This window comes from Buttiauxella sp. S19-1 (genome assembly GCF_022134725.1).
GTDB lineage: Bacteria > Pseudomonadota > Gammaproteobacteria > Enterobacterales > Enterobacteriaceae > Buttiauxella > Buttiauxella ferragutiae.
This window is the reverse complement of sequence record NZ_JAHWLU010000011.1, coordinates 1-22965: the sequence shown is the minus strand read 5'-3', so window position 1 is coordinate 22965 and position 22965 is coordinate 1. Positions and strand designations below refer to the sequence as shown.

Genomic DNA, 22965 nt, shown 5'->3' with positions numbered 1-22965 from the left:
CTGAGGTGAAGATAATGATCGCTCGTCGCTTGCTGCAACTGTATACCGGTCTGGTGCTATACGGTGTCTCTACCGCCATGTTTGTGCGAGCCAATTTAGGGGCCGATCCATGGAATGTGTTCCACCTTGGTGTGGCGCGGATCTTCTCTCTTAATATTGGCATGGTGATGATTGTGGTCGGCGCGTTGGTGCTGCTACTGTGGATCCCGTTGCGCCAAAAACCTGGGCTTGGGACCATCAGCAACGTGATTGTGTTGGGGTTGGCCGCTGATGCCGCGTTAGCCTTAATGCCGCCGCTTGAATCGCTGGCAGCGCGCAGTATTTTGCTGTTGGCAGCGATACTGGTGAATGCGATTGCCACGGGGATGTACATCGGCGCTGGGTTTGGTTCAGGGCCACGAGATGGCTTAATGACCGGGATTAACGCGCGAACGGGTTGGTCGGTGCGCAGTGTACGCACCGCCATCGAATTGACGGTTTTACTGGCGGGATGGTTGATGGGCGGCACATTTGGCGTCGGGACGGTGTTATACGCGCTGGCGATTGGCCCATTAATTCAACTCTGTTTGCCGTGGTTTCGTATTCATATTCAACGGGAGAAAAAACTGGTTGAACCGACAATAGTACCCTAATGTTGAAACCTAAAACCGACAGTTTGAGGTCACGATGCACAACACGGTCATTAGCAAAGCGGCGGCACATTTTAGTAGCTATCAGTTAGCAGAAATTTTATCTCACTGTTTTGAAGGGTATTTAGTCCCTTTCACCATTGACGGCAAGGCCTTTGCCTCGCGTTTTGCCGCTGAAGATATGAGCCTCAATGATAGCCGTGTGTGGATGCAAAACGATGAACCGAAAGCGTTGGCGATCATCAGTCGCCGTGGCCAATCCTGTCGCCTCGCCGCATTTGCTATTCGCCCTGAACTGCGTGGGCAGGGGTTTGGCAGGCAATTCATGCAGCAATTAATTGATGAAGCGAAAGCGCGTGGCGACCGCAACATGTGGCTGGAAGTCATCGTCGGTAACGACAGTGGGCTGGCACTGTATGAGCGTATGGGATTTGTGCGTCAGAATACGTTCGTCGGATTTTACGCTACAAGCCCGGCGCGCTTTATTGCCACCAACGAATTAACTGAAGTCGATCCTCTGATGGTTGCCAAAAAAATGATGGCCGATACGCACCTGCGTTTGCCGTGGTTAAGCGGGGGGGAGACGCTGTTTAAATTACCCGGCCAGGCATTTTCGCTGCAAGATGCCGCTTACGCCATGGTAGTGACGGCGCCATACCTCAGGTTACGAATGCTGTATGTAGATCCGGCTGCACGAGGCAAAGGGCTGGCGAAAAAGCTGCTGATGTTATTGCGTGAGCGCTTCCCAGGTATTGCAACTGCAGCGGCTATCCCTGAACAAATGTCTCCTCTTTTCCTGAGCTGCGGCTACCGTCAAGACCCCATTACGCAATATGAAATGCTACTCAAACTCTGAGTAAGCAGTTTTCATTCTCAACGACTAAACTTATCAATCGCAATCATCACGGGTGGAAAACATCTGCCCGTCTTCACCACACCGTGGAGGTTCACCATGCATTATGTTGATGGTTTCGTTGTTGCTGTACCGGCAGCAAATAAAGATGCGTATAAGCAAATGGCCGCGAAAGCGGCGCCGCTATTCAAAGAGTTTGGTGCGTTACGCGTAGTAGAATGTTGGGCTGACGATGTGCCCGATGGCAAACTCACTGATTTTCGTATGGCGGTGAAAGCTGAAGAGAAAGAAGAAGTGGTTTTCAGCTGGATTGAATATCCTTCCAAAGAAGTTCGCGATCAAGCAAATGCCAAAATGATGTCTGACCCACGGATGAAAGAGTTTGGTGAGTCAATGCCATTTGATGGCAAGCGCATGATATATGGTGGCTTTGCACCACTGCTTGACGAGTAAAAAAGGGTGGATGACGCCAGGCCAGGTAGCCTGATCTGGCGTCAAGAGCGCTTCGTTGCCCTGGCGTGATAGTTCGCCACCCAGGCAATAAACTCCTCTTTCGGCAGCGCTCTACTGTACAACCAACCTTGCCCGTACTGCACACCCTGCTGGCGTAACCACGAGGCCTGAGCGGGGGTTTCAATACCTTCGGCCACCATTAAAACCCCCAGAGTATTGGCCATTTCAATGATATGTGGCGTGACGTTTTTATATTCCAGCGCATCGACAAACGACTTATCTATTTTAATGATATCGACATCGAGATCCTGCAAATAACTGAGACTCGAGTAACCAGTACCGAAATCATCAATATAAATGGCATGGCCCGCTTTGCGATATTGCGCAAGAATCGGTGCTGTCACTTTCGGATCGGCAAAACCCCGCTCGGTAATTTCAAGTGCAATTTGCTCTGGTTTAACGGAATAACGACTTAGATAAGGGGTAATGACTTCAAGAATATGTAGACTTCTTGCGTCGCGCACGCCCAGATTAACCGAAATATGGTGGTCTGGGTTTTGGCTAAGCCACTCGCCAAGCTCGAGGAAAATAAGCTCAATGACTTGTTCAGTTAATTGCGTGACCAGCCCGGTTTGTTCCGCCAGCGGAATAAACGCATCAGGATTCAGCATTGAACCATCTTGCTGCTTCCAGCGAATTAATGCTTCAGCTCCAACGCTTTCACCGCTTTGAAGATGGACAATAGGTTGATATACAACGCTAATTTCACGGTTTTTAATGGCGTCCATCAAGCGGTTACGTGGTGATAATAACCGGCGTAGAACACGAATTAAGAATGTACCCGCAAGAAGACTAATCACTAAACCGACGGGTAGCCAAATCAATAGTTGCTCATACCAAACCGTATTCAGCGGCTCCAGTGAAGCCCAGGCCACCATGGCCAGGCCAGTTTCTGGATTGCGACGGATAACATAAAAATCGTTCTCGCTTTGAAATTCCTCTACACCTTGTTTCAGCGGTTCACGCCACGCGTCTGGAATATAGTGACTATTGCTGGCAATTATTCTCTGTTTAGCCAGACCGACCATGGCAATATTTAGCGTGTATTTACCAAATGGTAGTACGTCAATAAAGGACATCGGGTCAACTAAGGCAACATGAGAGAACTTGCCAATATAGATCATCTTGCGTTTAAAGCCTGGCAGCGGTGGCGTGGTATACCATGCATTAAAGCCATAACTACCAGAATGTTCGGGTTTACCCAGGGTTTCACCGTGGCTGAATAACTCCAGCGAACTACACAGAAGATGGTCATCCTTTTGAAATATCACTTCTTGCACATAGCGATATTCAAGGGCGATGCGATGCATGGCCTCCGCATGAGCCGGAGAGCAGGTATTGTCTTTATTGAGGTTAATATCATCAACAGCAGCAACAGCCTGCTCGATAACATTGCCGGTGCGGTACAAGGCGTGATCGGCAAACTCTCCCAGTTCGTTATGAAAAACTTGCTCGGCATTACGATGAGCAAGATAAATGCTTAACAAAATAGGCAGCAAAACCGCCAAAATAAGTATGCCACTGACCAGGCTAATAAGCTTTCGGGATGTCATTCTTTTAGACCCCGTGAGAAATTTCGTTTTTATAATGGTTTTTCATAGAAGAGGTTAGTCTATCTCACATGAATGAGGGATGTTATGTTTTCATGCCGAGTGGGCATGGAGTCTTGAGATGCGAGCATCTGGTGAGCATAAAATGAAGAAAAAAGAGTTTGTTATTCAGGATTTGTTGAGCAAGATTTATCAACATAATGATTCACAGCGACGCAAATTACCCCCTGAACGCCAGCTTGCCATGGAATATGATGTTTCGCGTTTTACTATTCGCAAAGCGCTGGAAAAACTGGTGAGTATTGGGGTCGTGGAAATTGTCCAGGGATCTGGAATTTGGATTAACCCACAGGCCCGTAATAACCCGCTGGTCTATAACTCCATCACCGAAAAGCGTTTTGATCAGATGGCGTTTCGCATGGTGAATCTGCATAAGAAATTACCTAATCGCGAAGAGCAGCAAGTTTTTGGTGTGGGTGAAAATGACTACATCTGGCAGTTTTGCCGCTTGCGATATGTCGATAATCAAAAGGTACAAATCGAGATTTCGCGTATGCCGGTACAGGATTTCCCTGATTTAAACCAGCAAGTGATTGAACGCTCGATTCAACAATATGTGCTGAGCAAGGGGTTGCGAATTTCTCACCTGCTAACCAGTTATCAGGCGGTGGCGGTTAGCAAAGAACAGGCGGCCTTACTGGAATGTAAAAAAGGTATCCCGGCGATGCACATCATCAACCGGGGCATTCTGGAAGGGGGGCGCGTTTTTGAAATCAGCGACATCATCGACATCAACTATTCCTGCACCTACGTCATCCCCTATAACCATGACAATTTAGCGTATCGGCAGGGCACTCAAGGCGTGTGAATCGCCCCATTAGGCAAGCGACTTTGCGTCCACTCGTGTGGGCGATATTCCACCGGGAAGGCTTCCGCTTTTTGTTGATCGAAACCGACGCCAATGCCCGGCTTTTCAAGCGGATAAATATAACCGCGCTCTGCAACTGGCGCGCCGGGGAACACCGCTTCGGTATTCGGTTTATTCGGAATAAACTCCTGAATCGCCGCATTGTGCAGGTGAATATTTAAATGGGTATTCACCGCCACGCCGATTGGCGTCATGTCAGATGGGCCATGCCAGGCCAGACGCACACCAAATGCCTGGCAAAGAATGGCGAGTTTCAACGCTGGAGTTATCCCGCCAATTTGTGAAACGTGGCAGCGAATAAAATCGATGCGCCGATTCACAATCAAATCATGCCATTCAGCCGGGTTATTAAACAATTCGCCCATTGCCAGCGGCACTGATGAATGCGCGCGGACTTGCTCTAACCAGGCACTTTGTTGCGGTGGCAGAATATCTTCGATAAACCACGGTTGATAAGGCTCAAGCGCTTTTGCCAGCTGCACCGCTTGCAGCGGGAATAAACGTTCATGCACATCGTGAAGAATATGGAACTGGTTGCCGTACTTCTCGCGCAGCGCTTTGAACATCGCCACGGTATTCGCCATGTATTCGTCCTGATCGTAATAGGCGCCAGGCGTTGGCTCACGAGTGGCATGCAAACCTTGCGGCGTGCCACCGTAGAAACCTAACTGGCAGCGAATGTAGCGGTAACCTTGTGCCAGCAGTTTGTCCACTTCGAGATACAACCCTTCCAGGGTTTCACTGGCGGCGTGGCTGTAAGCGGCGATAGCGTCTTTCGATTTTCCGCCCAGCAATTGGTATAGCGGCATTCCGGCAAGCTGGCCTTTGATATCCCAAAGTGCCATATCCACACCGGCAATAGCGTTGTTGATGACCGGGCCGTTACGCCAGTAAGCGTTGACGGTCATCATCTGCCATAAGTCTTCGATATTATTGGCATCGCGCCCGATAAGCAGTGGTTTGAGGTATTCATCGACCATGGTTTTCACGGCCAGCGGGCGTTGCTGGAAGGTGGCACAGCCGTGGCCGGTCACACCCTTATTGGTGGTAACTCGCACTGTGACCAGGTTGTGACGGTCGGGGCGGGTAATAAAACATTCGATATTTTCAATAATGGTTGGCTGCACAAGATGACTCCGCAATGCGTTTTAAAAACGTTCATTGGCTTTTCAGGTTTAAGGCTTCTGCTTTTTACTATCACCCTATTTTTGACTGCGGGTAAATCATTTTTTTTGCTTATTTTTATTGGTCAGGAAAAGGTGTGCGGTGAACATAAAAACCGTACCAATTTGTCTCTTTAGGTGGTTTCATGGCTTTTGTATAGGCTAATTGTGATGTTGTTCAAAGTTTATTGGTTTGTTTTAGTGGTTGCGATTCCCTACCATCATGGGCATTCAACACATAACAATAAGCAATTTTTTGGGGAGTGACAGATGGGGACCCGTGATGCCATTAATAATATTATTCACCTGATTGGTGGGGCGGATAATATTAGTAAAGCCTGGCACTGTATGACGCGCTTGCGCTTCTCTCTGATTGACGAGAATAAAATTGATCAGTCCGGGATTAAAAAAATCCCTGGTGTTTTAGGGGCGCAGATTCAGAGCGATCAATTCCAGATAATTATTGGCCCGCAGGTCAACAGTTGGTATGAACAACTGACCCACGAGCTTGGCTCCACTCCTGAACAAACTTCACCAACCCACGCGAAGAAAGCGCGAAAAAGCCTGGTGTCAATGTTTATGGATACCGTGTCGGGCGTGTTTGGCCCGATTGTTCCCGCCATTGCCGGTGCCGGGATGATTAAAGGCCTGCTGGCGGGTTTGATTGCCTTGAAAGTGGTTTCGGCGAAAAGCGACACGGTGATCGTTATCGATTTAATCGCCAGTGGCGTGTTCTATTTTTTACCGTTCTTTTTGGCCATCTCCGCGGCGCGAATCTTCAAGACCAATGAATACCTGGCTGCGGCTGTCGCGGCATGCTTTATGTATCCATCGCTGATTGAAGCCGCCAAAGCACTGGCGGGCCACGCACCTGATGCGGTCGGTGCGTTTTACTTCCTGAATGTGATCCCCGTTTCGGTGTTCAACTACGCCTCAAGCGTGATTCCGGTGATTTTTTCGGTTCTGGCATTAAGTTACATCCATCGCTGGGTGGATAAAATCATGCCGGATTTGCTGAAAACGGTGTTTACCCCGACGCTCACCCTGTTCCTTGCGGCGTTAGTGGCGCTGGTGGTGATTGGGCCGCTGGGGATTTATCTTGGCAAAGGGTTGGCGTGGTTTATTGAAGGGCTATTTGGGGTGTCGGCGAGCTTTGCCGGATTAGTCGTAGGGGCGATTCGTCCGGTGGCTATTCTGACCGGTATGCACCACGCCATGACGCCAATCGCACTGCAAAACTTTACCGATCGCGGCTACGACATGCTGATGCCAATGATGTTCATGGCCAATATGGCGATTGCCGGTTCCACGCTTGCCATCTGGAAGCAGAGCAAATCCCGTGAAGAACGTGCAGTGGTTCTGCCAGCGGCAATTTCCGCGCTGCTGGGTATCACTGAACCGGCACTGTTTGGTGTACTGACTCGCTACAAGAAAGCGTTTATTGCCGCCACGGTTGCCAGCTCCCTCGCTTCGGCATTCATTGCTTTCTTCGGTGTGCGTTTGTATGGCTATATTTTGTCGAGTATTTTCAGTTTGCCGGCGTACATCGGCCCGTACTTTATCTTTGCGTTGATGGGCGTGGCGCTGGCATTGGGACTGTCGTTTACGCTGACAACTTTACTGGTGCGCGAGAAGAACTGAAAACAGGCGCTTATCCGACCTATGTGTCTTGTCGGTCGGATAAGCGTTAGCGTCATCCGACGCTTTACCGCCGGTGCGCGAGACGGCGCACTAGGCGGTCACCAATACTTTGTACAAGCTGTACCATCACCACTAAAATCACCACCGTGCCGACCATCACCTGGTCGTTAAAACGCTGGTAACCGTAACGAATCGCCAGATCTCCCAGACCGCCACCGCCAATCACACCTGCCATCGAGGAAAAGCCAATCAGCATCACCACGGTGAGCGTAATCCCCGCCAGAATGGCCGGTAGCGCTTCGGGTAGCAGCACTTTGCCGACGATATGCCAGACATTTCCACCCATCGACAAAATGGCTTCAATACGGCCTTTATCGACTTCATCCAGGGCGTTTTCCACTACTCGGGCAAAAAATGGAAACGCACCAATGGTGATGGGGACCACTGCCGCCGTGCTGCCCAACGTAGTGCCGATGATAATGCGGGTGAATGGGATTAAGGCAATCAACAGCACAATGAACGGTAGTGAACGCCCAACATTCACCACGCTGCCAATAACCTGATTCAAAACCGGTGCCGGTAGCACGCCGTCACGACGGGTGAGAAACAGCAACACGCCCAGCGGCAAACCGATAATCACGGTGAAAAGCGCGGCAAGGCCGACCATATATAACGTATCGAGCGTGCCATCGAGCAATAAAGGCCACAAATCTTCCCAGGCTAGGCGACTTCGCATAACACTCTCCCTGACACACCGATTCGGCGTAAAAATGCTTGTTCCGCAGCGTCGCCAGGTAATAGCGCCTGGCGCAGTCGGGAATAGGGGGTTGCCAGCAATTCAGATAACGAACCGCTTTCCACTAATTTGCCGTTTTCCAGTAGTGCTGCGTGATCGCATATTGCTTTCACCACTTCCAGTTGATGGGTAATCAGCACAATCGTGACGCCCAGTTTACGGTTGATATCCATCAGCAGCGCCAGTACGGAAGTGGTGGTTTCGCTATCTAATGCGCTGGTGGCTTCATCACAAAGCAGCACATCAGGATGCGCGGCCAGGGCACGAGCGATGCCTACGCGCTGCTTCTGCCCGCCGGAAAGCTGCGACGGAAAAGCCTGGGCTTTATCGCTCAGCCCAACTAATTCAAGCAACTCGATAATGCGTTTCTGGCGCACCTCACGCGGTTGCCCGGCGATTTCCAGCGGTACGGCAATGTTGTCCGTGACATTACGCGCATGAATCAGGTTGAAGTGCTGGAACACCATTCCGGTACGCTGGCGATGGGTGCGCAATTCGCGGTTATTGAGCGTGGTAATGTCCACGCCCTGCATCAGAATACGGCCCGAAGTGGGCCGCTCCAGTAAATTGAGACAGCGGATCAAGGTGCTTTTCCCCGCGCCACTGCGCCCGAGAATGCCGTAGATTGCACCGTCTGGCACAGTCAGCGAGACATCATCCAGTGCCGGTTGGCCTCCTCCGGCATACACTTTGCTCAGCCGCTCAACGGTAATCATGATTGCGGAGTAGCGACAGGGATGACTGAGCCATTGAACTGTTTGCGAATAAAGTCAGCAACTTGTGGGGATTGCAGATCTTTCGCCAGCTCTTTGATGCGCGGATCGTTAGCCAGATTTGGGTTGGTAACCAGAATATTGGCGTAAGGATTATGCGTGGCACTTTCCAGACCCAGTGCGTCTTTCGACGGCGTTAACCCGGCTTCCAGCGCGTAGTTGCCATTAATCACCGCCAGATCAACATCATCGAGCGAACGCGGCAGTTGCGGGGCTTCGATCTCGACGATCTTCAGCTTCTTCGGATTACTGGCGATATCACGCGGTGTGGCCTGGTTTTGCGCGGCATCTTTAAATTCCGGCTTCAGCGTAATCAGCCCTTTGTCCTGTAACAAATAGAGTGCGCGACTCAAGTTGGTGACGTTGTTCGGCAGGGCAATGGTGGCGTTTTCCGGCACCGACTTCAGGTCTTTATATTTGTGTGAATAGATTCCGAGCGGCTCGATATGCACGGTTGCGGCGACGGTGAATTTTTTACCCAGCGCTTTTTCCTGATCGCGCAAATAAGGAACGTGCTGGAAATAGTTGGCATCCACATCCCCGTTTGCCAGCAATTCGTTGGCATTCACACCGTTACTCAACTCAACCACTTTGAGTTTTAAATTCGGATCGAGCTTCTGCACAAAAGCGAGGATCTCGGCATGCGGTACTGCGTCAGCGGCGATGCGCAAAGTTTCTGCTGCGTGAGCGCTGAAGGCCAGAGTCAAAGACAGCGCGATCCCTGCCAGTTTAAAAGAGGCATTTTTCATGGTGTTTTCCTTTAAGGTTTAAGCGATGAGTTCACTGCTGTTACGCAAGACATCCGGGTAATAACGTTCCGCCACGTCGGGATGCGACCGCAGGCGACCTTTGAGATAATTCCAGCCGACATCGCGCAGCAACGGGTTGTCTGGGTCACTTTCTGGCCCATGAGCTTGTTGAGCGAGTTCGGGTGGCAGAGCATAAACGGGCACGACAGCGTCTAACTGCGCGCCGAGGAAAAAGGCAATCGACTGACGTTCCAGCCCAGGTAATGGGGAAACCACCCGATGAACCGTGGCGCGTAAATAGCCGTTGGTTGCCAGTTCCAGCAACTCGCCGATGTTCACCACAAAACTGCCTGGCAATGGGGCGGCATCTATCCAGTTATCTGGTGAGACTTCGACCTGCAAACCTTGCTGCTGGTCCTGCAACAGGAAGCTCAGGAAGCCTGAATCTTTATGCGCACCGACACCCTGATTGCCTTCCGTTGCTTGTTGGCCTGGATAACGAATCAGTTTGATGTGTTCGTTGGGTTGATGGCCGTACAGGTTATCGAAACTGTTGGCCGGCAGTTGTAACGCCTGCGCAAAAGTACGCAGCAGCTTGAGTGCCACCGCCGTCATTTCACGCTGAAATTGCAACAGGGTAGGTTTTAGAGAAGGCAACGATTCTGGCCACAAATTTGGGCCTTGTAAGCGCAGCCAGCCTGGCTGATCTTCATGAATTGCCAGCGCCGGGCGTTCTGCGCCGATATCAAACTGTTCGCGCCAGTCCGGTTTGCCACGAGTTAATTCGCTGGCAGCACGGTTGTAACCACGAAAATGAGGGGAGTGGATCATCGCCACTTTTTGTTTTTCAGCTGCGGGCAAAGCGAAAAACTGCTGCGCTTCATCCTGGACGGCCTGTTGCAATTCTGGGCTGATGCCGTGATTGATCAGGTAGAAGAAACCGATGTCACGCGCGGCATGGCGCAGTTGTTCAAGAAATGCGGCTCGATCTGTCGCGGTGCCGTTAAGGGCCAGGAGATCGAGTATTGGCAAGGCCTGGGTCGTTGTGTTGCTCATAATGAACTCCGCGTAAGACAAATGTTTTCCCGACAAACTCTGATTTTTTGTCCCAACAATAATTTTCACAACGACAGCGCTGATTCATGGTTTAACCCTTCTGACTGAGGTGGAGTACATGGAAATTACATTGCCGTAAGCGCGTCGTGCCGCCCAATATTGTTATCTTCTAAGTTATGGCTGTGTCGGGTTCTAAGCTTTTGCGAAATTCAGCAATGCCAACAAAACAGAGTTGCATTCTTTTTATTGGTCATTTATTGTTATGTTATAACATAATTTATTAGGCGTAGATTTATGCAGGTTTTGAATTCATTACGCAGCGCAAAGCAGCGTCATCCGGATTGCCAGATTGTGAAACGCAAAGGACGGCTGTATGTGATTTGCAAAAGTAATCCGCGTTTTAAAGCGGTGCAGGGCGGGAAAAAACGGCGTTAAAACAAGGGGCTTTGGCCCCTTTCTTTCTTAATGAGAGGGTTACGAACGCCCAAGAGAGAAGATATCGTAAAAAGAGAGTTCGCCTTTGGTGGCAACCATTTTATGCAGTAAAGATTTTTGTTGTTCGTCAACACCAGGGGAATGCAGGATTTTATCAATCAATGTCGACGGGACATTGCGCGTGTTGTACCACTCGCCGTTGTAACAAACGCGTAAATCCAGTACATCGATATCGTCGTAGCGATAACGGGGGTTCACATCAAAAAAGAAGAAACCATTAAGTAGCGCAAATAGCACCACCAGTAACCAGACCGAGCCTGCCAGAGTATCTGATTCCAGCATCACCCACAGTGTGGCAAACCAGCCTATCCACATGCCGATAAACAACCCCGGGTGTTTGCGAATGAAGCTGATGCTAAAACGCGGACGGTTATCGCGTTTTTCTTCGGCATTAAGTTGCTCGATAGTATCGGTGAGCAGGCGCTGAATTTCGGTCATGATGAGCCTTCTGAACGGAAACGTTACGGGCAGAGAACTGTTATTTTAAGAAGCCCTGTACGGGTAAAAAAGTAACAGTTATGCCAAAAAAAACCATAACAGTTAGTGGCCGATGACGGGAACCGTTTTAATCACTCGTGCCGGGTTTCCTGCAACCACTGAGTTGGCTGGAATGTCTTTCGTGACGACAGAACCCGAGCCAATCACCACGTTATCACCGATGGTGACACCGGGATTGATGACCGCACGTCCGCCAATCCAGACGTTATCACCAATCGTAACGGGTTTGCCAAACTCAACGCCACTGTTGCGTGTTTCAGCATCCAGCGGGTGTGTTGCAGTATAGATATGAACGCCTGGCGCCAACATGCAGTTTTCACCAATGTGAACCGGGCAAACATCGAGAATGACGCAGTCAAAATTGGCGTAGAAGTTTTTGCCGAGAAAAATATTGTAACCATAGTCACAGCGAAACGTTGGCTCAATATAAGCATTCAGACTTTGGCCCAACAGTTGTTCAAGCAATTGTGCACGCACAGCTTGTTCATCGGGTTCGGTGTGATTAAAACGGTAAATCAAATGACGCGCTTTAATACTATCGTCACGAAGTTGTGGGTCACCAGGGCGATAAAGTTCGCCTGCAATCATTTTCTGTTTCTCTTCACTCATCGCGATGCCTCAATTAAATAGACAGAACAGTGGTTACCGTAAGCGATGAGGTTGTTATTGATGAAAATGTTGTTTCTTTTTGTGATTTTAATCACATTGCAAAGCTGGTAATCAACAATCACTAACAATGAACCGCGACTGACGCATTCAGCAGTTAACTGTTTAAACCATGAACCTAATAACAATTACGAGGTATTAGCGGATAAATGTCCATACAGAGGGTGGTATTTTATCGTAAAGCTTATTCATGGTGAGTTCAGCAAGTCGGTGGTCGGCAGCTGAATAAAATACCGCCAATTCATTATCTGATAATTCGTATTTATTTTTTTCAATTACACGTTCTAAGGTCTCAATTGTTTGGCAGCGTCGCAGACGCATCAAATAATCAGTCTTAGTTAATGGTTTAGTAGTCATGAAATCACCTTATACATCTTGTAATATTTTTAAAAGGAGAGGCTTACAGGGTTAGCGCGGCTCTCTGTGACGAAACATCGGAATAATCGATTCCCGGACTTACGCCATTTCTGCAAATCGTGTGCATTGATGCCGTAGTTGCTGAACAGCATAAAGGTATCGTCCAAATATTCGTCAATTTGTTCAATCAATTTACTCTCATCATCATACTTAATTTTGTAATTAAGTGCGAAGGCAGCTATGTGCTCAATCAATTCATTCAACTGCAAGTTAATGGCCGAAGTAGGATCATTAACCCAACCATGATTACTCTCGCCAAGGTTGGTAAGGCAGTCATGATACAGGTTTTCGCAGAGAAATTTAAGCTGCGCAATATCATGCCGTTTTGGTGAGTATTCGTCCATAATGCAGCCCCTTTTATCGAAGAAAATTGATAAACACTACGCGTTGGGGTGGACACACCTGGATGAGGTGGGGATCAATAACAACGATTATTCCATATACTTTCACTATAAATCAATCTGCAGTAGATTTCCTTTCACTATTACGAAAAATTACATTTGTAGCAAATGTGTTTACCCTAACGTAATGTTTATAAAGAGTTTCACGTTTTTTAAAAGCAATGTCTTATAAATTATCCTAAAAGGGTACTTAAGAAAACAGTTTGCTTTCAACAGGTTAATCTCCTGTTGCTGTAATATCTCGTGGGCAGGTGTAAATAAAAAATCGACTAGGAATGTTCCTAATAAATAAGTATGAATCCGTATTTACAAATTCACCAGTCAGTTTGGGAAATATTTTGTCATGATATTCGAATGAAACATCTCCTGAACGGCAACACTTTGAAACCTACTCAGGGCCAGAGTCAGCATTTTCGATATTTAATAATATAGCAAATGAGGATAGGGCACAGATATAAAAAAGGCCGCTTGCGCGGCCTTGTACTTGCAGTCTAAGACTTACTTGTGGTGCTCAACCGGGTGAGCGTGCTCGAGGTCTTCAGTCTTACGGCTGAAGCGACGGCGTACTACCACGAAGAACACAGGTACGAAGAAGATAGCCAGAACAGTTGCAGTCACCATCCCGCCCATTACACCAGTACCTACGGCGTTCTGCGCACCGGAACCTGCACCGGAGCTGATGACCAGCGGCATTACCCCGAGGATAAACGCCAGTGATGTCATCAGAATTGGACGCAGACGCATACGCACCGCTTCAAGTGTAGCTTCAATCAAGCCTTTGCCTTCTTTCTCCATCAAGTCTTTGGCGAATTCTACGATAAGTATCGCGTTCTTCGCCGACAAACCAATGGTTGTCAGCAGGCCTACCTGGAAGTATACGTCGTTAGTCAGCCCACGTAATGTGGCGGCTAGCAGTGCACCGACAACACCCAATGGAACAACCAGCATGACCGAGAACGGAATTGACCAGCTCTCATACAGTGCTGCCAGACACAGGAATACCACTATCAAGGAAATCGCATACAGGGCAGGGGCCTGGTTACCAGACAAACGCTCCTGATAAGACATACCCGTCCAGTCGTAGCCGATACCGGTTGGCAATTTGCTCGCCAGTTCTTCCATCATGTTCATCGCTTCACCGGTACTCTTACCTGGCGCCGCCTGACCAAGGATTTCCATGGATGGCAAACCATTATAACGTTCCAGACGTGGTGAACCGTATTCCCAGTGCGCGGTAGAGAACGCAGAGAACGGTACCATCTGGCCGGTAGAACCGCGCACATACCAGTCGTTGATATCGCTTGGTAGCATACGGAATGGAGCATCAGCCATCAGGTAAACTTTCTTCACACGACCACGGTCGATGAAGTCGTTTACGTAACTACCGCCCCATGCAGCACCCAGAGTGGTGTTGATGTCGCTGATAGAAACGCCCAATGCTTGCGCTTTTTCCTGGTCGATATCGACTTTAAACTGCGGCGTATCTTCCAGACCGTTTGGACGCACGCCCACTAACAGGTCTGAGTGTTTAGCGACTTCACCAAACAACTGGTTACGCGCCTGAGTCAGTTTTTCGTGTCCAAGGTTCGCCTGGTCAATCAACTGGAAGTCGAAGCCCGTTGCGGTACCCAGTTCTACGATCGCTGGCAGGTTAAATGCGAACACGATGGCATCTTTGATTTTCGAGAATTGGGCACTGGCGCGAGCAGCAATCGCCGGAACCTTGTTCTCTTCACCAGGGCGCTCATCCCAATCTTTCAAGGAAACGAATGCCAGACCGGTATTCTGCCCCTGGCCTGAGAAGCCAAAGCCGTTAACGGTAAATACCGAGTTAACGTTGTCTTTCTCTTTTTCGAGGTAATACTTGCTCACCTCATCAAGAACGGCTTGGGTACGTTCTTGTGTCGCACCTGCAGGCAACTGAGCCATAGTCAGGAATACGCCCTGGTCTTCTTCTGGCAAGAAGGAACTTGGCAGACGAACAAACAGGAACGCCATACCCACCACAATCAGCAGATACAACACCAGGTAACGACCGGTGCTACGCAAGATGTTACCGACACTGTCGGTATAATGATGCGTGCTCTTATCGAACATGTTGTTAAACCAGCCGAAGAAGCCTTTCTTCGCATGGCTTTCACCTTTAGCGACCGGCTTGAGCAAAGTGGCGCAGAGTGCTGGTGTCAGAATCAGTGCTACCAGAACAGAAAGCACCATTGCCGATACGATGGTAATGGAGAACTGACGATAGATTGCCCCTGTAGAACCGCCGAAGAATGCCATCGGTATAAATACCGCTGACAGAACCATCGCGATCCCGACCAGAGCGCCCTGAATCTGCTCCATCGATTTGCGTGTGGCTTCTTTCGGTGGCAACCCTTCTTCCACCATCACACGCTCAACGTTTTCTACTACCACGATGGCGTCATCAACCAACAGGCCTATCGCAAGCACCATCCCGAACATCGTTAGGGTGTTTATCGAATAGCCAAAGATGGAAAGGATAGCGAACGTCCCCAGCAGTACCACCGGCACGGCAATCGTTGGAATCAATGTGGCGCGGAAGTTCTGTAAGAACAGATACATTACCAGGAACACCAGCACGATGGCTTCAACGAGAGTTTTGACTACCTCTTTGATAGAGATTTTAACGAATGGCGTGGTGTCATACGGATAAACCACTTTTAGGCCAGCCGGGAAAAATGGCTGCAGTTTTGCCACAGTGGCACGTACCGCATCAGCTGTATCCAGTGCGTTAGCACCGGTTGCCAGTTTGATACCTAAACCAGAAGCCGGTTGGCCGTTGTAACGTGCAACAACGTTATAGTTCTCGCCGCCCAACTCAACTTTTGCCACATCTTTGAGCAGAACTCGTGAGCCATCTTGATTCACTTTCAGCAGAATTTTGCTGAACTCATCGGCAGATTTCAAACGGGTCTGAGCAATGATAGAGGCGTTAAGTTGCTGACCTTTAACCGGTGGCGTACCACCCAACTGACCTGCTGCTACCTGGGCGTTCTGCGCTTTAATAGCATTGATAATATCGACCGGCGTGAGTTGGTAGTTGTTCAGTTTGTTCGGATCCATCCAGATACGCATCGCGTACTGAGCACCAAACAGCTGAACATCACCGACACCACGAGTACGGCTGATAGGGTCTTTAATGGTTGCGCCAACGTAGTCCGAAATATCTTCCTGGGTCATGGAGCCATCGGTGTTGATCAAACCGAGAACCATCAGGAAGTTACTGGAAGACTTCTCAACGCTAACACCTTGTTGCTGTACTTCTTGAGGAAGTAGCGGCATCGCAAGTTGCAGTTTGTTCTGAACCTGTACCTGGGCGATATCCGCGTCAGTACCAGAATCAAAGGTAATGGTGATGGTGACAGAACCAGAGGAATCACTGGAAGAGGACATGTACAGCAGGTTGTCGATACCGTTCATGTTCTGTTCGATAACCTGTGTCACGGTATCCTGTACCGTCTTCGCATCTGCACCTGGATAGTTTGCTGAGATCGAAATCGCCGGTGGCGCAATGGTTGGATATTGCGCGATAGGCAATTTCATGATCGCAAGCCCGCCCGCCAACATAATAATGATGGCGATTACCCAGGCAAAAATCGGGCGATCGATAAAAAACTTAGCCATGTCTTAACGTCTCCTGTTTAAGTTAAGACTTCGTTTGTTCAGACTGAGTGCCAGCGGCTGCTTGATTCTGACCTTTATCATCTGCCGCTACTTCCTGCGCTTTCACCTGAACACCGGGTTTCACTTTTTGCAAACCGGTCACAATTACGCGATCGCCATCCTTCAACCCACTGGTAACCAGCCATTTATCGCCGATAGCCTGAGCTGCTGTGATATCGCGAACTTCTACTTTGTCATCTTTGCCAATGACCAGGGCGGAAGCATCACCACGCGGTGTACGAGTGACACCTTGTTGCGGAACGAGCAGTGCGTTTGGATTAGTACCTTCTTCCAGTTGTGCGCGGACAAACATGCCCGGAAGCAGCGTTTTATCTGGGTTAGGGAAGATGGCACGCAGAGTGATAGAGCCGGTGCTCTGGTCAACTGTCACATCAGAAAACTCTAAAGAGCCTTCTTGCGGGAATGTAATACCGTCGTTAGTGACTAATTTGACTTTCGCTTTGCCGTTTTCTTGCTTCAGTTTGCCGTCAGCCAACTCTTGCTTAAGGCGCAAGAAATCGTTGCTGGACTGGGTGACATCCACGTAGATAGGATCAAGCTGTTGTACGGTCGCCATAGCGGTGGCCTGGGCTCCCGTTACCAGCGCGCCTTCAGTAACAGAAGACTTACCGATGCGACCACTAATTGGTGAAGTCACTTTGGTATAAGCCAGGTTAATGCGTGCCGATTCAACAGCGGCTTTAGCAGCAACAACTGCCGCATTTGCCTGTTGAGAATCGGCAAGAGCGGTGTCGTAGTCTTGTTGACTGATGTACTTAGTACCCAAAAGCTTCGCATAACGTTTCAGCGTCAGCTGAGCAATATTTGCACTCGCCTGTGCTTTCGCGAGGTCGCCTTTGGCGCTGTCATATGCGGCCTGATAGGTAGCCGGGTCAATTTGGTACAGCGACACACCAGCCTGAATTTCACTTCCCTCTACGAAGTTACGTTTCAGAATGATGCCACTGACTTGCGGGCGAACTTCTGCAATACGATAAGCACTTGTACGGCCTGGAAGCTCTGTGGTTATCTGCAAAGGAGCACTTTTTAGCGTGACGACACCCACTTCAGGGGTATGCGGCGCACTCTTTTGTGTATCTTTGTCATTACATCCTGTAAGCACTAAGCTGCCTGAAAGCATCAGAACGGCCGCCAGAGGCGTAAACCCTCTGTTTTTGTTCATATGTAAACCTCGAGTGTCCGATTTCAAAGTTGTTCAATGGATCAAATGTCCACAAACCCATTGCTGCGTTTATATTATCGTCGTGCTATGGTACATACATTCACAAATGTATGTAAATCTAACCACCTTACTTTCACCCACTTATGGCACGAAAAACCAAACAACAAGCTCTTGAGACTCGTCAGCATCTTCTTGATGTGGCAATCCGCTTGTTTTCTCAACACGGTGTTTCATCAACTTCGCTGGCAGATATTGCTAAAGCGGCAGGCGTCACCCGTGGTGCAATTTATTGGCATTTCAAAAATAAGTCGGATTTGTTTAATGAAATCTGGGAGCTAACTGAATCCAGTATTGGTGATTTAGAGACTGAGTATCAGGCAAAATTTCCTGACGATCCACTTTCTGTTGTAAGAGAGTTATTAATTTACATATTACAAGCAACTGTCACTGAAGAACGTCGCCGCTTAATGACGGAAATCATCTTCCATAAATGTGAATTTGTTGGAGAACTTGCGGTATTACAACAGGCCAGACGCAAACTTCATCTCGAAGGAAACGAAAGAATCGAGAGCAGTTTGCAGCGTTGTATTGATGCAGAAATGTTGCCAAAGGGTTTACGTATCCCTGTCGCGGTTATTCTGATGCGCAGTTATATCACTGGCCTCATCGAAAATTGGCTGGTTGCGCCAGATAGCTTTGATCTCCACGGCCAGGCCGAAGACTACATCGCTATTTTGATAGAAATGTTTCAGACCTGCCCAACCCTGCGAAATACTCCACACTAAAAATATGCTTATTAGGGCAATTCCGAAGCGAGTTGACCAAGGATTTTTTGACAAGACGTGCTAATCTGAGCGCTCATATTTCGTCTTTAACTCGCCATCCTTTCGGCCTGTTCTCAAACACTGTCAAACTATGCCGCAACTCTTGTGTTCACTGTATTCGCGTCGCTTATCTGCACGGTTTTTACTTATCGCTTTTATGAGCCTGTTTTGCCTGCTGGCGCAGCCAGTTTGGGCGAAAAATAACAGCAGCGATCTCCCGAGCCGCGATGAAATTCAAAACCAGCTAACTGCGCTTAATAAGCAAAAGACGCTGTCACCTAATGACAAACTCACCCAGCAAGATCTCAATGAAACACTTGAGGTGTTGGACAAAATTGACCGGGTCAAGGATGAAGCGGCAAAACTGCATCAGCAGATCACTGAAGCACCAAAAACGCTGCGCAAAGCCACCGATGCTTTAAATGAGATAAAGAATCAGCGAGATAACCAGGCCAATGAAGAGGCCGAAATTGAAGCGCTGAACTTACGCCAGCTCGAATCTCGCCTGAATGATTTGATGACGGATTTACAGAATTCACAGAGCGATTTAGCCACCTGGAACAGCCAACTGATTTCGCTGCAAACGCAGCCAGAACGTGTGCAGAATGCGATGATGGCCGCGTCGGCGCAACTCGAAACCATCCGTAACCGGCTGAATGGTGTTGCACCCGGTGCAGCAGAATTACGCCCCAGCCAGCAAACCTTATTACTGGCGCAGCAGGCGTTACTGAATGCGCAGCTCGACCAGCAACGTGACAGCCTGAAAGGCAACACGCTGTTGCAAGATACCCTGCAAAAACAACGTGATTACACTAACGCCCATATCAACCAGATGGAACACACGCTGCAACTGTTACAAAAGGCAGTCAGCAGCAAGCGTCTGACGCTAACCCAGCAGACCGCGCAAGAAGCCATCGACTCCGAAGACACGGTTAAAATTCAGCAAAACCCGTTGGTGAAACAAGAGTTGGATATTAACCACCAATTAAGTCAGCGGTTGATCGATGCCACCGAGCGAGCCAATGAGATGGTGCCGCCGAGTATCCGCATCAAAAACACGCTGGATCGTGCGGTGCAATCGGAACGCAATCTGAAAGAGCAAATCGCCGTCCTGAAAGGCAGCTTGCTGTTATCGCGCATTTTGTATCAGCAGCAACAACAGAACATGCCTTCAGCGGAAGACACAGAAGACCTGACCAACCGTATTGCGGATATTCGCCTCGAGCAGTTTGATATCAATCAGCAGCGTGACGCGCTATTCCAGCCTGACGAAATGGTGGCGAAAATTGAAGAAGGGCACAGCGCTGAAGTCACGCCTGACGTTCACGATGCACTGTTACAGGTTCTGGATACGCGCCGCGAATTACTCGACCAGTTGAATAAACAGCTCGGCATGCAGCTAATGCTGGCAATCAACCTGCAGAATAATAAACAGCAATTGCAAAACGTGACCAAATCCCTCGACCAAATTCTGACCGAGCAGATTTTTTGGGTCACCAGTAATAAGCCGATGGACTGGGACTGGCTGAAATCGTTGCCTTCTTCGTTACGCGATCAGTTTAAAAACAGCCATATCAATTTTAATGGAGCGGAAAGCTCGTTTAAAATTCTCGCGATTCTCTTGTTGATGATTCCCGCATTGCTGTTGGCAGGGGTGATTCGCTGGCGCTTTAAAGCAATCGACCGCTATCTGGAGAAGCAGGCAAGTCGAGTGGGGCAACTGCGTAACGACAGCCAAATGCTGACCCCGAAAGCCATTGCGTTGACCCTGGTGAAAGTCTTACCGGGGGCGCTTATCATCTATGCCATCGGCTTAGTATTTGCTGGCATTGACCTGAATATCAGCGAATCGATACTGGCGTTTTGTAAAAAGCTTTCCCTGTTCTGGATTGTTTTTGGCCTGACCTACAAAGTGTTGTCGAGCGATGGTGTTGCGGTTCGCCACTTTAATATGCCCCCACAACTGTGTAGCCATTATCGCCGCCAATTAGTGCGCATTGGCTTTGCACTCATGCCGTTGCTGTTTTGGTCGGTGTTGGGCGAGCGTTCGCCGCTGCACCTCGTGGAAGATGCGTTTGGTCAGTTGTTAATCTTCTTCAACCTGTTGCTGATCACCGCATTTGTCTTCCCAATGTGCCGTGAAAACTGGCGCAACAAAAATAACCATACTATGCAGCTCTTTACCGTTACGGTGATGGGGGTGGTGCCTGCGGTGTTAATTGTGCTGACGGCGATGGGGTACTTCTATACCACGTTGCGCCTTGCCGGCCGCTGGATTGAAACCATCTATCTGGTGCTTATCTGGAACCTGGTTTACCAGACCGTACTGCGTGGGCTAAGTGTGACGGCGCGCCGTATGGCTTATCGTCGCGCCGTGTTGCGCCGTGAAAACCTGGTGAGAGAGGGGGCTGAAGGGGGCGAGCCGGTAGAAGAACCGCCGTTGGCTCTGGATCAAATCAACCAGCAAACCATGCGCCTGGCGATCATTGCGCTGTTTGCGCTATTTGCCATCTTCTTCTACACCATTTGGTCAGACTTGTTTGGGGTATTTGGTTATCTCGACAGCATCCAGCTTTGGAGCTACAACGGCACTGAAGCGGGGGCCGCGGTGGTGAAAAACGTCACCATGGGCAGCTTGTTATTTGCGGTGATTGCCTTCGCCATTGCCTGGGTACTGATACGCAACTTACCGGGTTTGCTGGAAGTGCTGGTGCTCTCGCGTCTGAAGATGCGCCAGGGCGCTTCTTACGCCATCACTACCATTCTTAATTATGTGATTATTGGCGCTGGTGCGATGACCATCTTTGGTTCGCTCGGTGTGTCGTGGGATAAATTGCAATGGCTGGCAGCGGCGTTATCAGTCGGCCTGGGCTTCGGTTTGCAGGAGATATTCGGTAACTTTGTTTCCGGCTTGATTATCCTGTTTGAGCGCCCGGTGCGTATCGGCGATACCGTAACCATCGGCACCTTCTCGGGCAGCGTCAGCAAGATTCGTATTCGTGCCACCACCATCACTGACTTCGACAGGAAAGAAGTGATCATCCCGAACAAAGCCTTTGTGACCGAACGTTTGATCAACTGGTCGCTGTCCGACACCATCACGCGCGTGGTTATCCGCCTTGGCGTTGCTTACGGATCGGATCTGGATAAAGTGCGTGAAATCTTACTGAAAGCCGCTCATGAACATCCGAAAGTGATGCACGATCCTGAACCGACCGTGTTCTTCACTACCTTCGGGGCCAGCACGCTGGATCATGAATTGCGCCTGTATGTGCGCGAACTGCGCGATCGTAGTTATACGGTTGATGAATTGAATCGGACCATCGATCGTCTGTGCCGTGAAAATGGCATTAACATCGCCTTCAACCAACTCGAAGTGCATCTGCGTAATGACAAAGGCGATGAACTGACAGAAGTGAAACGCGATAACAACGGTAAATCGAACGGCGGCATCGTCCCGGTGCAGTAAAAATTAGCGGGAGGTGCTTTCTTCCCGCTTACGCAAAAAATCCTGACGGACAATCTCTAACGCAGCAAGCGCGGTTTCCGTCGGGACTTCATGTTCTTCCAGCAGCATTATCAAATCGACAGCCAGTTTCACTTCATCTGGTGCATTTTCCAGCGACATTGTATTAACCCGTAATTTGCGAAATAAAAAGAGACGGCTGACGAAACCTTTTTCGTAGGTCGGCTAAGCGCAGCGCCATCCGACACAACCAGCGCAGGTGGTGGATGACGCTATCGCTTATCCACCCTACAACACCAATTTAGTGGCTGTGATTAGCTTAGCCCACGTTCCCGCCGTTCAATCGCACGTTCAATTCGCGTAATCGCCTGGCGGCAGCGTTGCAGGCGGCCTTCAAGAGCCGCGATTTCTTTCTGGATCTTTTGTTGCCCAACGAGCGTCGTTTGAATCGCAAGTTGGCTGTCACGATCGCTAATCATCGTTTGCAGACGGCGTTCATAATCCTGATGAGTGGAGAGTTTCTCATACAGGTTTTCAACCACCGGCGGTTGGGGATCGTTTTTGCGCATCTGCAACGTCGCCAGTTCACGCTGCAAAGCGGCAATTTGCGCCACCAGTTTTTCGGCAAGATACGCCACTTGATCTGCTTTTCCGACTTTCACGCTAAGCTGTAATTG

General features: G+C 49.2%; 22 protein-coding genes. 8 read left to right on the top strand and 14 right to left on the bottom strand.

Annotated features, from left to right (window positions below):
* The first annotated feature begins 17 nt into the window (after positions 1-17).
* The 3 genes from yczE to MES37_RS04500 all read left to right on the top strand — a co-directional run bounded on the left by yczE (position 18) and on the right by MES37_RS04500 (position 1935).
* Positions 18-632, top strand: coding sequence for a membrane protein YczE (yczE, locus tag MES37_RS04510; protein ID WP_064549126.1), 615 nt, complete (start codon positions 18-20; stop codon positions 630-632).
* Between the two features lie 34 nt (positions 633-666).
* Entirely contained in the window at positions 667-1485 is an 819-nt protein-coding gene (locus MES37_RS04505; protein WP_121814209.1) for a GNAT family N-acetyltransferase, read from the top strand.
* A 96-nt stretch (positions 1486-1581) separates the two neighbouring features.
* Positions 1582-1935, top strand: coding sequence for a DUF1428 domain-containing protein (locus MES37_RS04500; RefSeq protein ID WP_064549091.1), 354 nt, complete (start codon positions 1582-1584; stop codon positions 1933-1935).
* A 41-nt stretch (positions 1936-1976) separates the two neighbouring features.
* Here MES37_RS04500 and MES37_RS04495 read toward each other — a convergent pair whose 3' ends face one another.
* Positions 1977-3548 (bottom strand): EAL domain-containing protein, encoded by a 1572-nt coding sequence (locus tag MES37_RS04495; protein WP_121814208.1) that lies wholly within the window; start codon positions 3546-3548, stop codon positions 1977-1979.
* 142 nt (positions 3549-3690) lie between these two features.
* On the opposite strand from MES37_RS04495, the gene MES37_RS04490 reads away from it, so the two are divergent.
* Positions 3691-4413 carry a GntR family transcriptional regulator gene (locus MES37_RS04490; protein WP_064549124.1) on the top strand — a complete coding sequence of 241 codons (723 nt, stop codon included), beginning with the start codon at positions 3691-3693 and terminating at the stop codon, positions 4411-4413.
* Here the strand turns inward: MES37_RS04490 and MES37_RS04485 are convergent.
* A complete protein-coding gene (locus tag MES37_RS04485) occupies positions 4401-5600 on the bottom strand; it encodes an enolase C-terminal domain-like protein (RefSeq protein WP_237930185.1) in 1200 nt (399 codons plus the stop codon). The genes MES37_RS04490 and MES37_RS04485 overlap by 13 nt on opposite strands.
* Before the next feature lie 306 nt (positions 5601-5906).
* Here MES37_RS04485 and MES37_RS04480 point away from each other — a divergent pair, with 306 nt between their 5' ends.
* Complete coding sequence (locus MES37_RS04480) at positions 5907-7277, top strand: PTS transporter subunit EIIC (RefSeq protein WP_237930183.1); 1371 nt, start codon at positions 5907-5909, stop codon at positions 7275-7277.
* Between the two features lie 64 nt (positions 7278-7341).
* On the opposite strand, the gene MES37_RS04475 is transcribed toward MES37_RS04480, so the two are convergent.
* The 4 genes from MES37_RS04475 to MES37_RS04460 are packed head-to-tail and all read right to left on the bottom strand — an operon-like array spanning position 7342 to position 10651.
* Positions 7342-8013, bottom strand: a complete 672-nt coding sequence (locus MES37_RS04475; protein WP_064549083.1) for a methionine ABC transporter permease — start codon at positions 8011-8013, stop codon at positions 7342-7344.
* The gene (locus tag MES37_RS04470; protein ID WP_121814205.1) at positions 7998-8789 is read right to left on the bottom strand and encodes a methionine ABC transporter ATP-binding protein; all 792 of its coding nucleotides are present in this window, start codon (positions 8787-8789) and stop codon (positions 7998-8000) included. The genes MES37_RS04475 and MES37_RS04470 overlap by 16 nt, the downstream gene beginning before the upstream one ends.
* Positions 8786-9595, bottom strand: a complete 810-nt coding sequence (locus MES37_RS04465; protein WP_064549081.1) for a MetQ/NlpA family ABC transporter substrate-binding protein — start codon at positions 9593-9595, stop codon at positions 8786-8788. The genes MES37_RS04470 and MES37_RS04465 overlap by 4 nt, the downstream gene beginning before the upstream one ends.
* An 18-nt stretch (positions 9596-9613) precedes the next feature.
* Positions 9614-10651, bottom strand: a complete 1038-nt coding sequence (locus MES37_RS04460; RefSeq protein ID WP_064549079.1) for an isopenicillin N synthase family dioxygenase — start codon at positions 10649-10651, stop codon at positions 9614-9616.
* Between the two features lie 294 nt (positions 10652-10945).
* Here MES37_RS04460 and ykgO point away from each other — a divergent pair, with 294 nt between their 5' ends.
* Positions 10946-11086 carry a type B 50S ribosomal protein L36 gene (ykgO, locus tag MES37_RS04455; protein WP_034458060.1) on the top strand — a complete coding sequence of 47 codons (141 nt, stop codon included), beginning with the start codon at positions 10946-10948 and terminating at the stop codon, positions 11084-11086.
* 39 nt (positions 11087-11125) lie between these two features.
* Here the strand turns inward: ykgO and MES37_RS04450 are convergent, their stop codons facing one another.
* The 6 genes from MES37_RS04450 to acrA form a co-directional block, all read right to left on the bottom strand.
* On the bottom strand, positions 11126-11584 hold the full coding sequence (locus MES37_RS04450; protein ID WP_064549077.1) for a YlaC family protein: 459 nt from the start codon (positions 11582-11584) through the stop codon (positions 11126-11128).
* Positions 11585-11686: 102 nt separating this feature from the next.
* A complete protein-coding gene (gene maa, locus MES37_RS04445) occupies positions 11687-12253 on the bottom strand; it encodes a maltose O-acetyltransferase (RefSeq protein WP_064549075.1) in 567 nt (188 codons plus the stop codon).
* A gap of 195 nt (positions 12254-12448) precedes the next feature.
* Entirely contained in the window at positions 12449-12667 is a 219-nt protein-coding gene (locus tag MES37_RS04440) for an HHA domain-containing protein (protein WP_064549071.1), read from the bottom strand.
* A 29-nt stretch (positions 12668-12696) separates the two neighbouring features.
* A complete protein-coding gene (gene tomB / locus MES37_RS04435; RefSeq protein ID WP_064549070.1) occupies positions 12697-13071 on the bottom strand; it encodes an Hha toxicity modulator TomB in 375 nt (124 codons plus the stop codon).
* A 555-nt stretch (positions 13072-13626) separates the two neighbouring features.
* On the bottom strand, positions 13627-16776 hold the full coding sequence (gene acrB / locus MES37_RS04430; protein ID WP_064549068.1) for a multidrug efflux RND transporter permease subunit AcrB: 3150 nt from the start codon (positions 16774-16776) through the stop codon (positions 13627-13629).
* Between the two features lie 22 nt (positions 16777-16798).
* Positions 16799-17998 carry a multidrug efflux RND transporter periplasmic adaptor subunit AcrA gene (acrA, locus tag MES37_RS04425; RefSeq protein WP_064549066.1) on the bottom strand — a complete coding sequence of 400 codons (1200 nt, stop codon included), beginning with the start codon at positions 17996-17998 and terminating at the stop codon, positions 16799-16801.
* 143 nt (positions 17999-18141) lie between these two features.
* On the opposite strand from acrA, the gene acrR reads away from it, so the two are divergent.
* Positions 18142-18783: a multidrug efflux transporter transcriptional repressor AcrR gene (acrR, locus tag MES37_RS04420; protein ID WP_237930174.1), complete on the top strand. Its 642-nt coding sequence runs from the start codon at positions 18142-18144 to the stop codon at positions 18781-18783.
* 130 nt (positions 18784-18913) lie between these two features.
* On the top strand, positions 18914-22291 hold the full coding sequence (gene mscK, locus MES37_RS04415; RefSeq protein WP_273693556.1) for a mechanosensitive channel MscK: 3378 nt from the start codon (positions 18914-18916) through the stop codon (positions 22289-22291).
* 3 nt (positions 22292-22294) lie between these two features.
* On the opposite strand, the gene rsmS is transcribed toward mscK, so the two are convergent.
* Both rsmS and priC read right to left on the bottom strand, forming a co-directional pair.
* Positions 22295-22450 carry a pleiotropic regulatory protein RsmS gene (gene rsmS, locus MES37_RS04410; RefSeq protein WP_064549061.1) on the bottom strand — a complete coding sequence of 52 codons (156 nt, stop codon included), beginning with the start codon at positions 22448-22450 and terminating at the stop codon, positions 22295-22297.
* Between the two features lie 152 nt (positions 22451-22602).
* Positions 22603-22965 (bottom strand): primosomal replication protein PriC (gene priC, locus MES37_RS04405; protein WP_237930172.1); only part of this gene is annotated, 363 nt, incomplete at its 5' end.

What these genes read in the sequence shown, in the direction of transcription:
- MES37_RS04505 (WP_121814209.1), top strand. Translation starts at nt 667, where the DNA reads ATGCACAACACGGTCATTAGCAAAGCGGCGGCACATTTTAGTAGCTAT.
- MES37_RS04500 (WP_064549091.1), top strand. Translation starts at nt 1,582, where the DNA reads ATGCATTATGTTGATGGTTTCGTTGTTGCTGTACCGGCAGCAAATAAA.
- MES37_RS04495 (WP_121814208.1), bottom strand. Translation starts at nt 3,548, where the DNA reads ATGACATCCCGAAAGCTTATTAGCCTGGTCAGTGGCATACTTATTTTG.
- MES37_RS04490 (WP_064549124.1), top strand. Translation starts at nt 3,691, where the DNA reads ATGAAGAAAAAAGAGTTTGTTATTCAGGATTTGTTGAGCAAGATTTAT.
- MES37_RS04480 (WP_237930183.1), top strand. Translation starts at nt 5,907, where the DNA reads ATGGGGACCCGTGATGCCATTAATAATATTATTCACCTGATTGGTGGG.
- MES37_RS04475 (WP_064549083.1), bottom strand. Translation starts at nt 8,013, where the DNA reads ATGCGAAGTCGCCTAGCCTGGGAAGATTTGTGGCCTTTATTGCTCGAT.
- MES37_RS04470 (WP_121814205.1), bottom strand. Translation starts at nt 8,789, where the DNA reads ATGATTACCGTTGAGCGGCTGAGCAAAGTGTATGCCGGAGGAGGCCAA.
- MES37_RS04465 (WP_064549081.1), bottom strand. Translation starts at nt 9,595, where the DNA reads ATGAAAAATGCCTCTTTTAAACTGGCAGGGATCGCGCTGTCTTTGACT.
- MES37_RS04460 (WP_064549079.1), bottom strand. Translation starts at nt 10,651, where the DNA reads ATGAGCAACACAACGACCCAGGCCTTGCCAATACTCGATCTCCTGGCC.
- ykgO (WP_034458060.1), top strand. Translation starts at nt 10,946, where the DNA reads ATGCAGGTTTTGAATTCATTACGCAGCGCAAAGCAGCGTCATCCGGAT.
- MES37_RS04450 (WP_064549077.1), bottom strand. Translation starts at nt 11,584, where the DNA reads ATGACCGAAATTCAGCGCCTGCTCACCGATACTATCGAGCAACTTAAT.
- maa (WP_064549075.1), bottom strand. Translation starts at nt 12,253, where the DNA reads ATGAGTGAAGAGAAACAGAAAATGATTGCAGGCGAACTTTATCGCCCT.
- MES37_RS04440 (WP_064549071.1), bottom strand. Translation starts at nt 12,667, where the DNA reads ATGACTACTAAACCATTAACTAAGACTGATTATTTGATGCGTCTGCGA.
- tomB (WP_064549070.1), bottom strand. Translation starts at nt 13,071, where the DNA reads ATGGACGAATACTCACCAAAACGGCATGATATTGCGCAGCTTAAATTT.
- acrB (WP_064549068.1), bottom strand. Translation starts at nt 16,776, where the DNA reads ATGGCTAAGTTTTTTATCGATCGCCCGATTTTTGCCTGGGTAATCGCC.
- acrA (WP_064549066.1), bottom strand. Translation starts at nt 17,998, where the DNA reads ATGAACAAAAACAGAGGGTTTACGCCTCTGGCGGCCGTTCTGATGCTT.
- acrR (WP_237930174.1), top strand. Translation starts at nt 18,142, where the DNA reads ATGGCACGAAAAACCAAACAACAAGCTCTTGAGACTCGTCAGCATCTT.
- mscK (WP_273693556.1), top strand. Translation starts at nt 18,914, where the DNA reads ATGCCGCAACTCTTGTGTTCACTGTATTCGCGTCGCTTATCTGCACGG.
- rsmS (WP_064549061.1), bottom strand. Translation starts at nt 22,450, where the DNA reads ATGTCGCTGGAAAATGCACCAGATGAAGTGAAACTGGCTGTCGATTTG.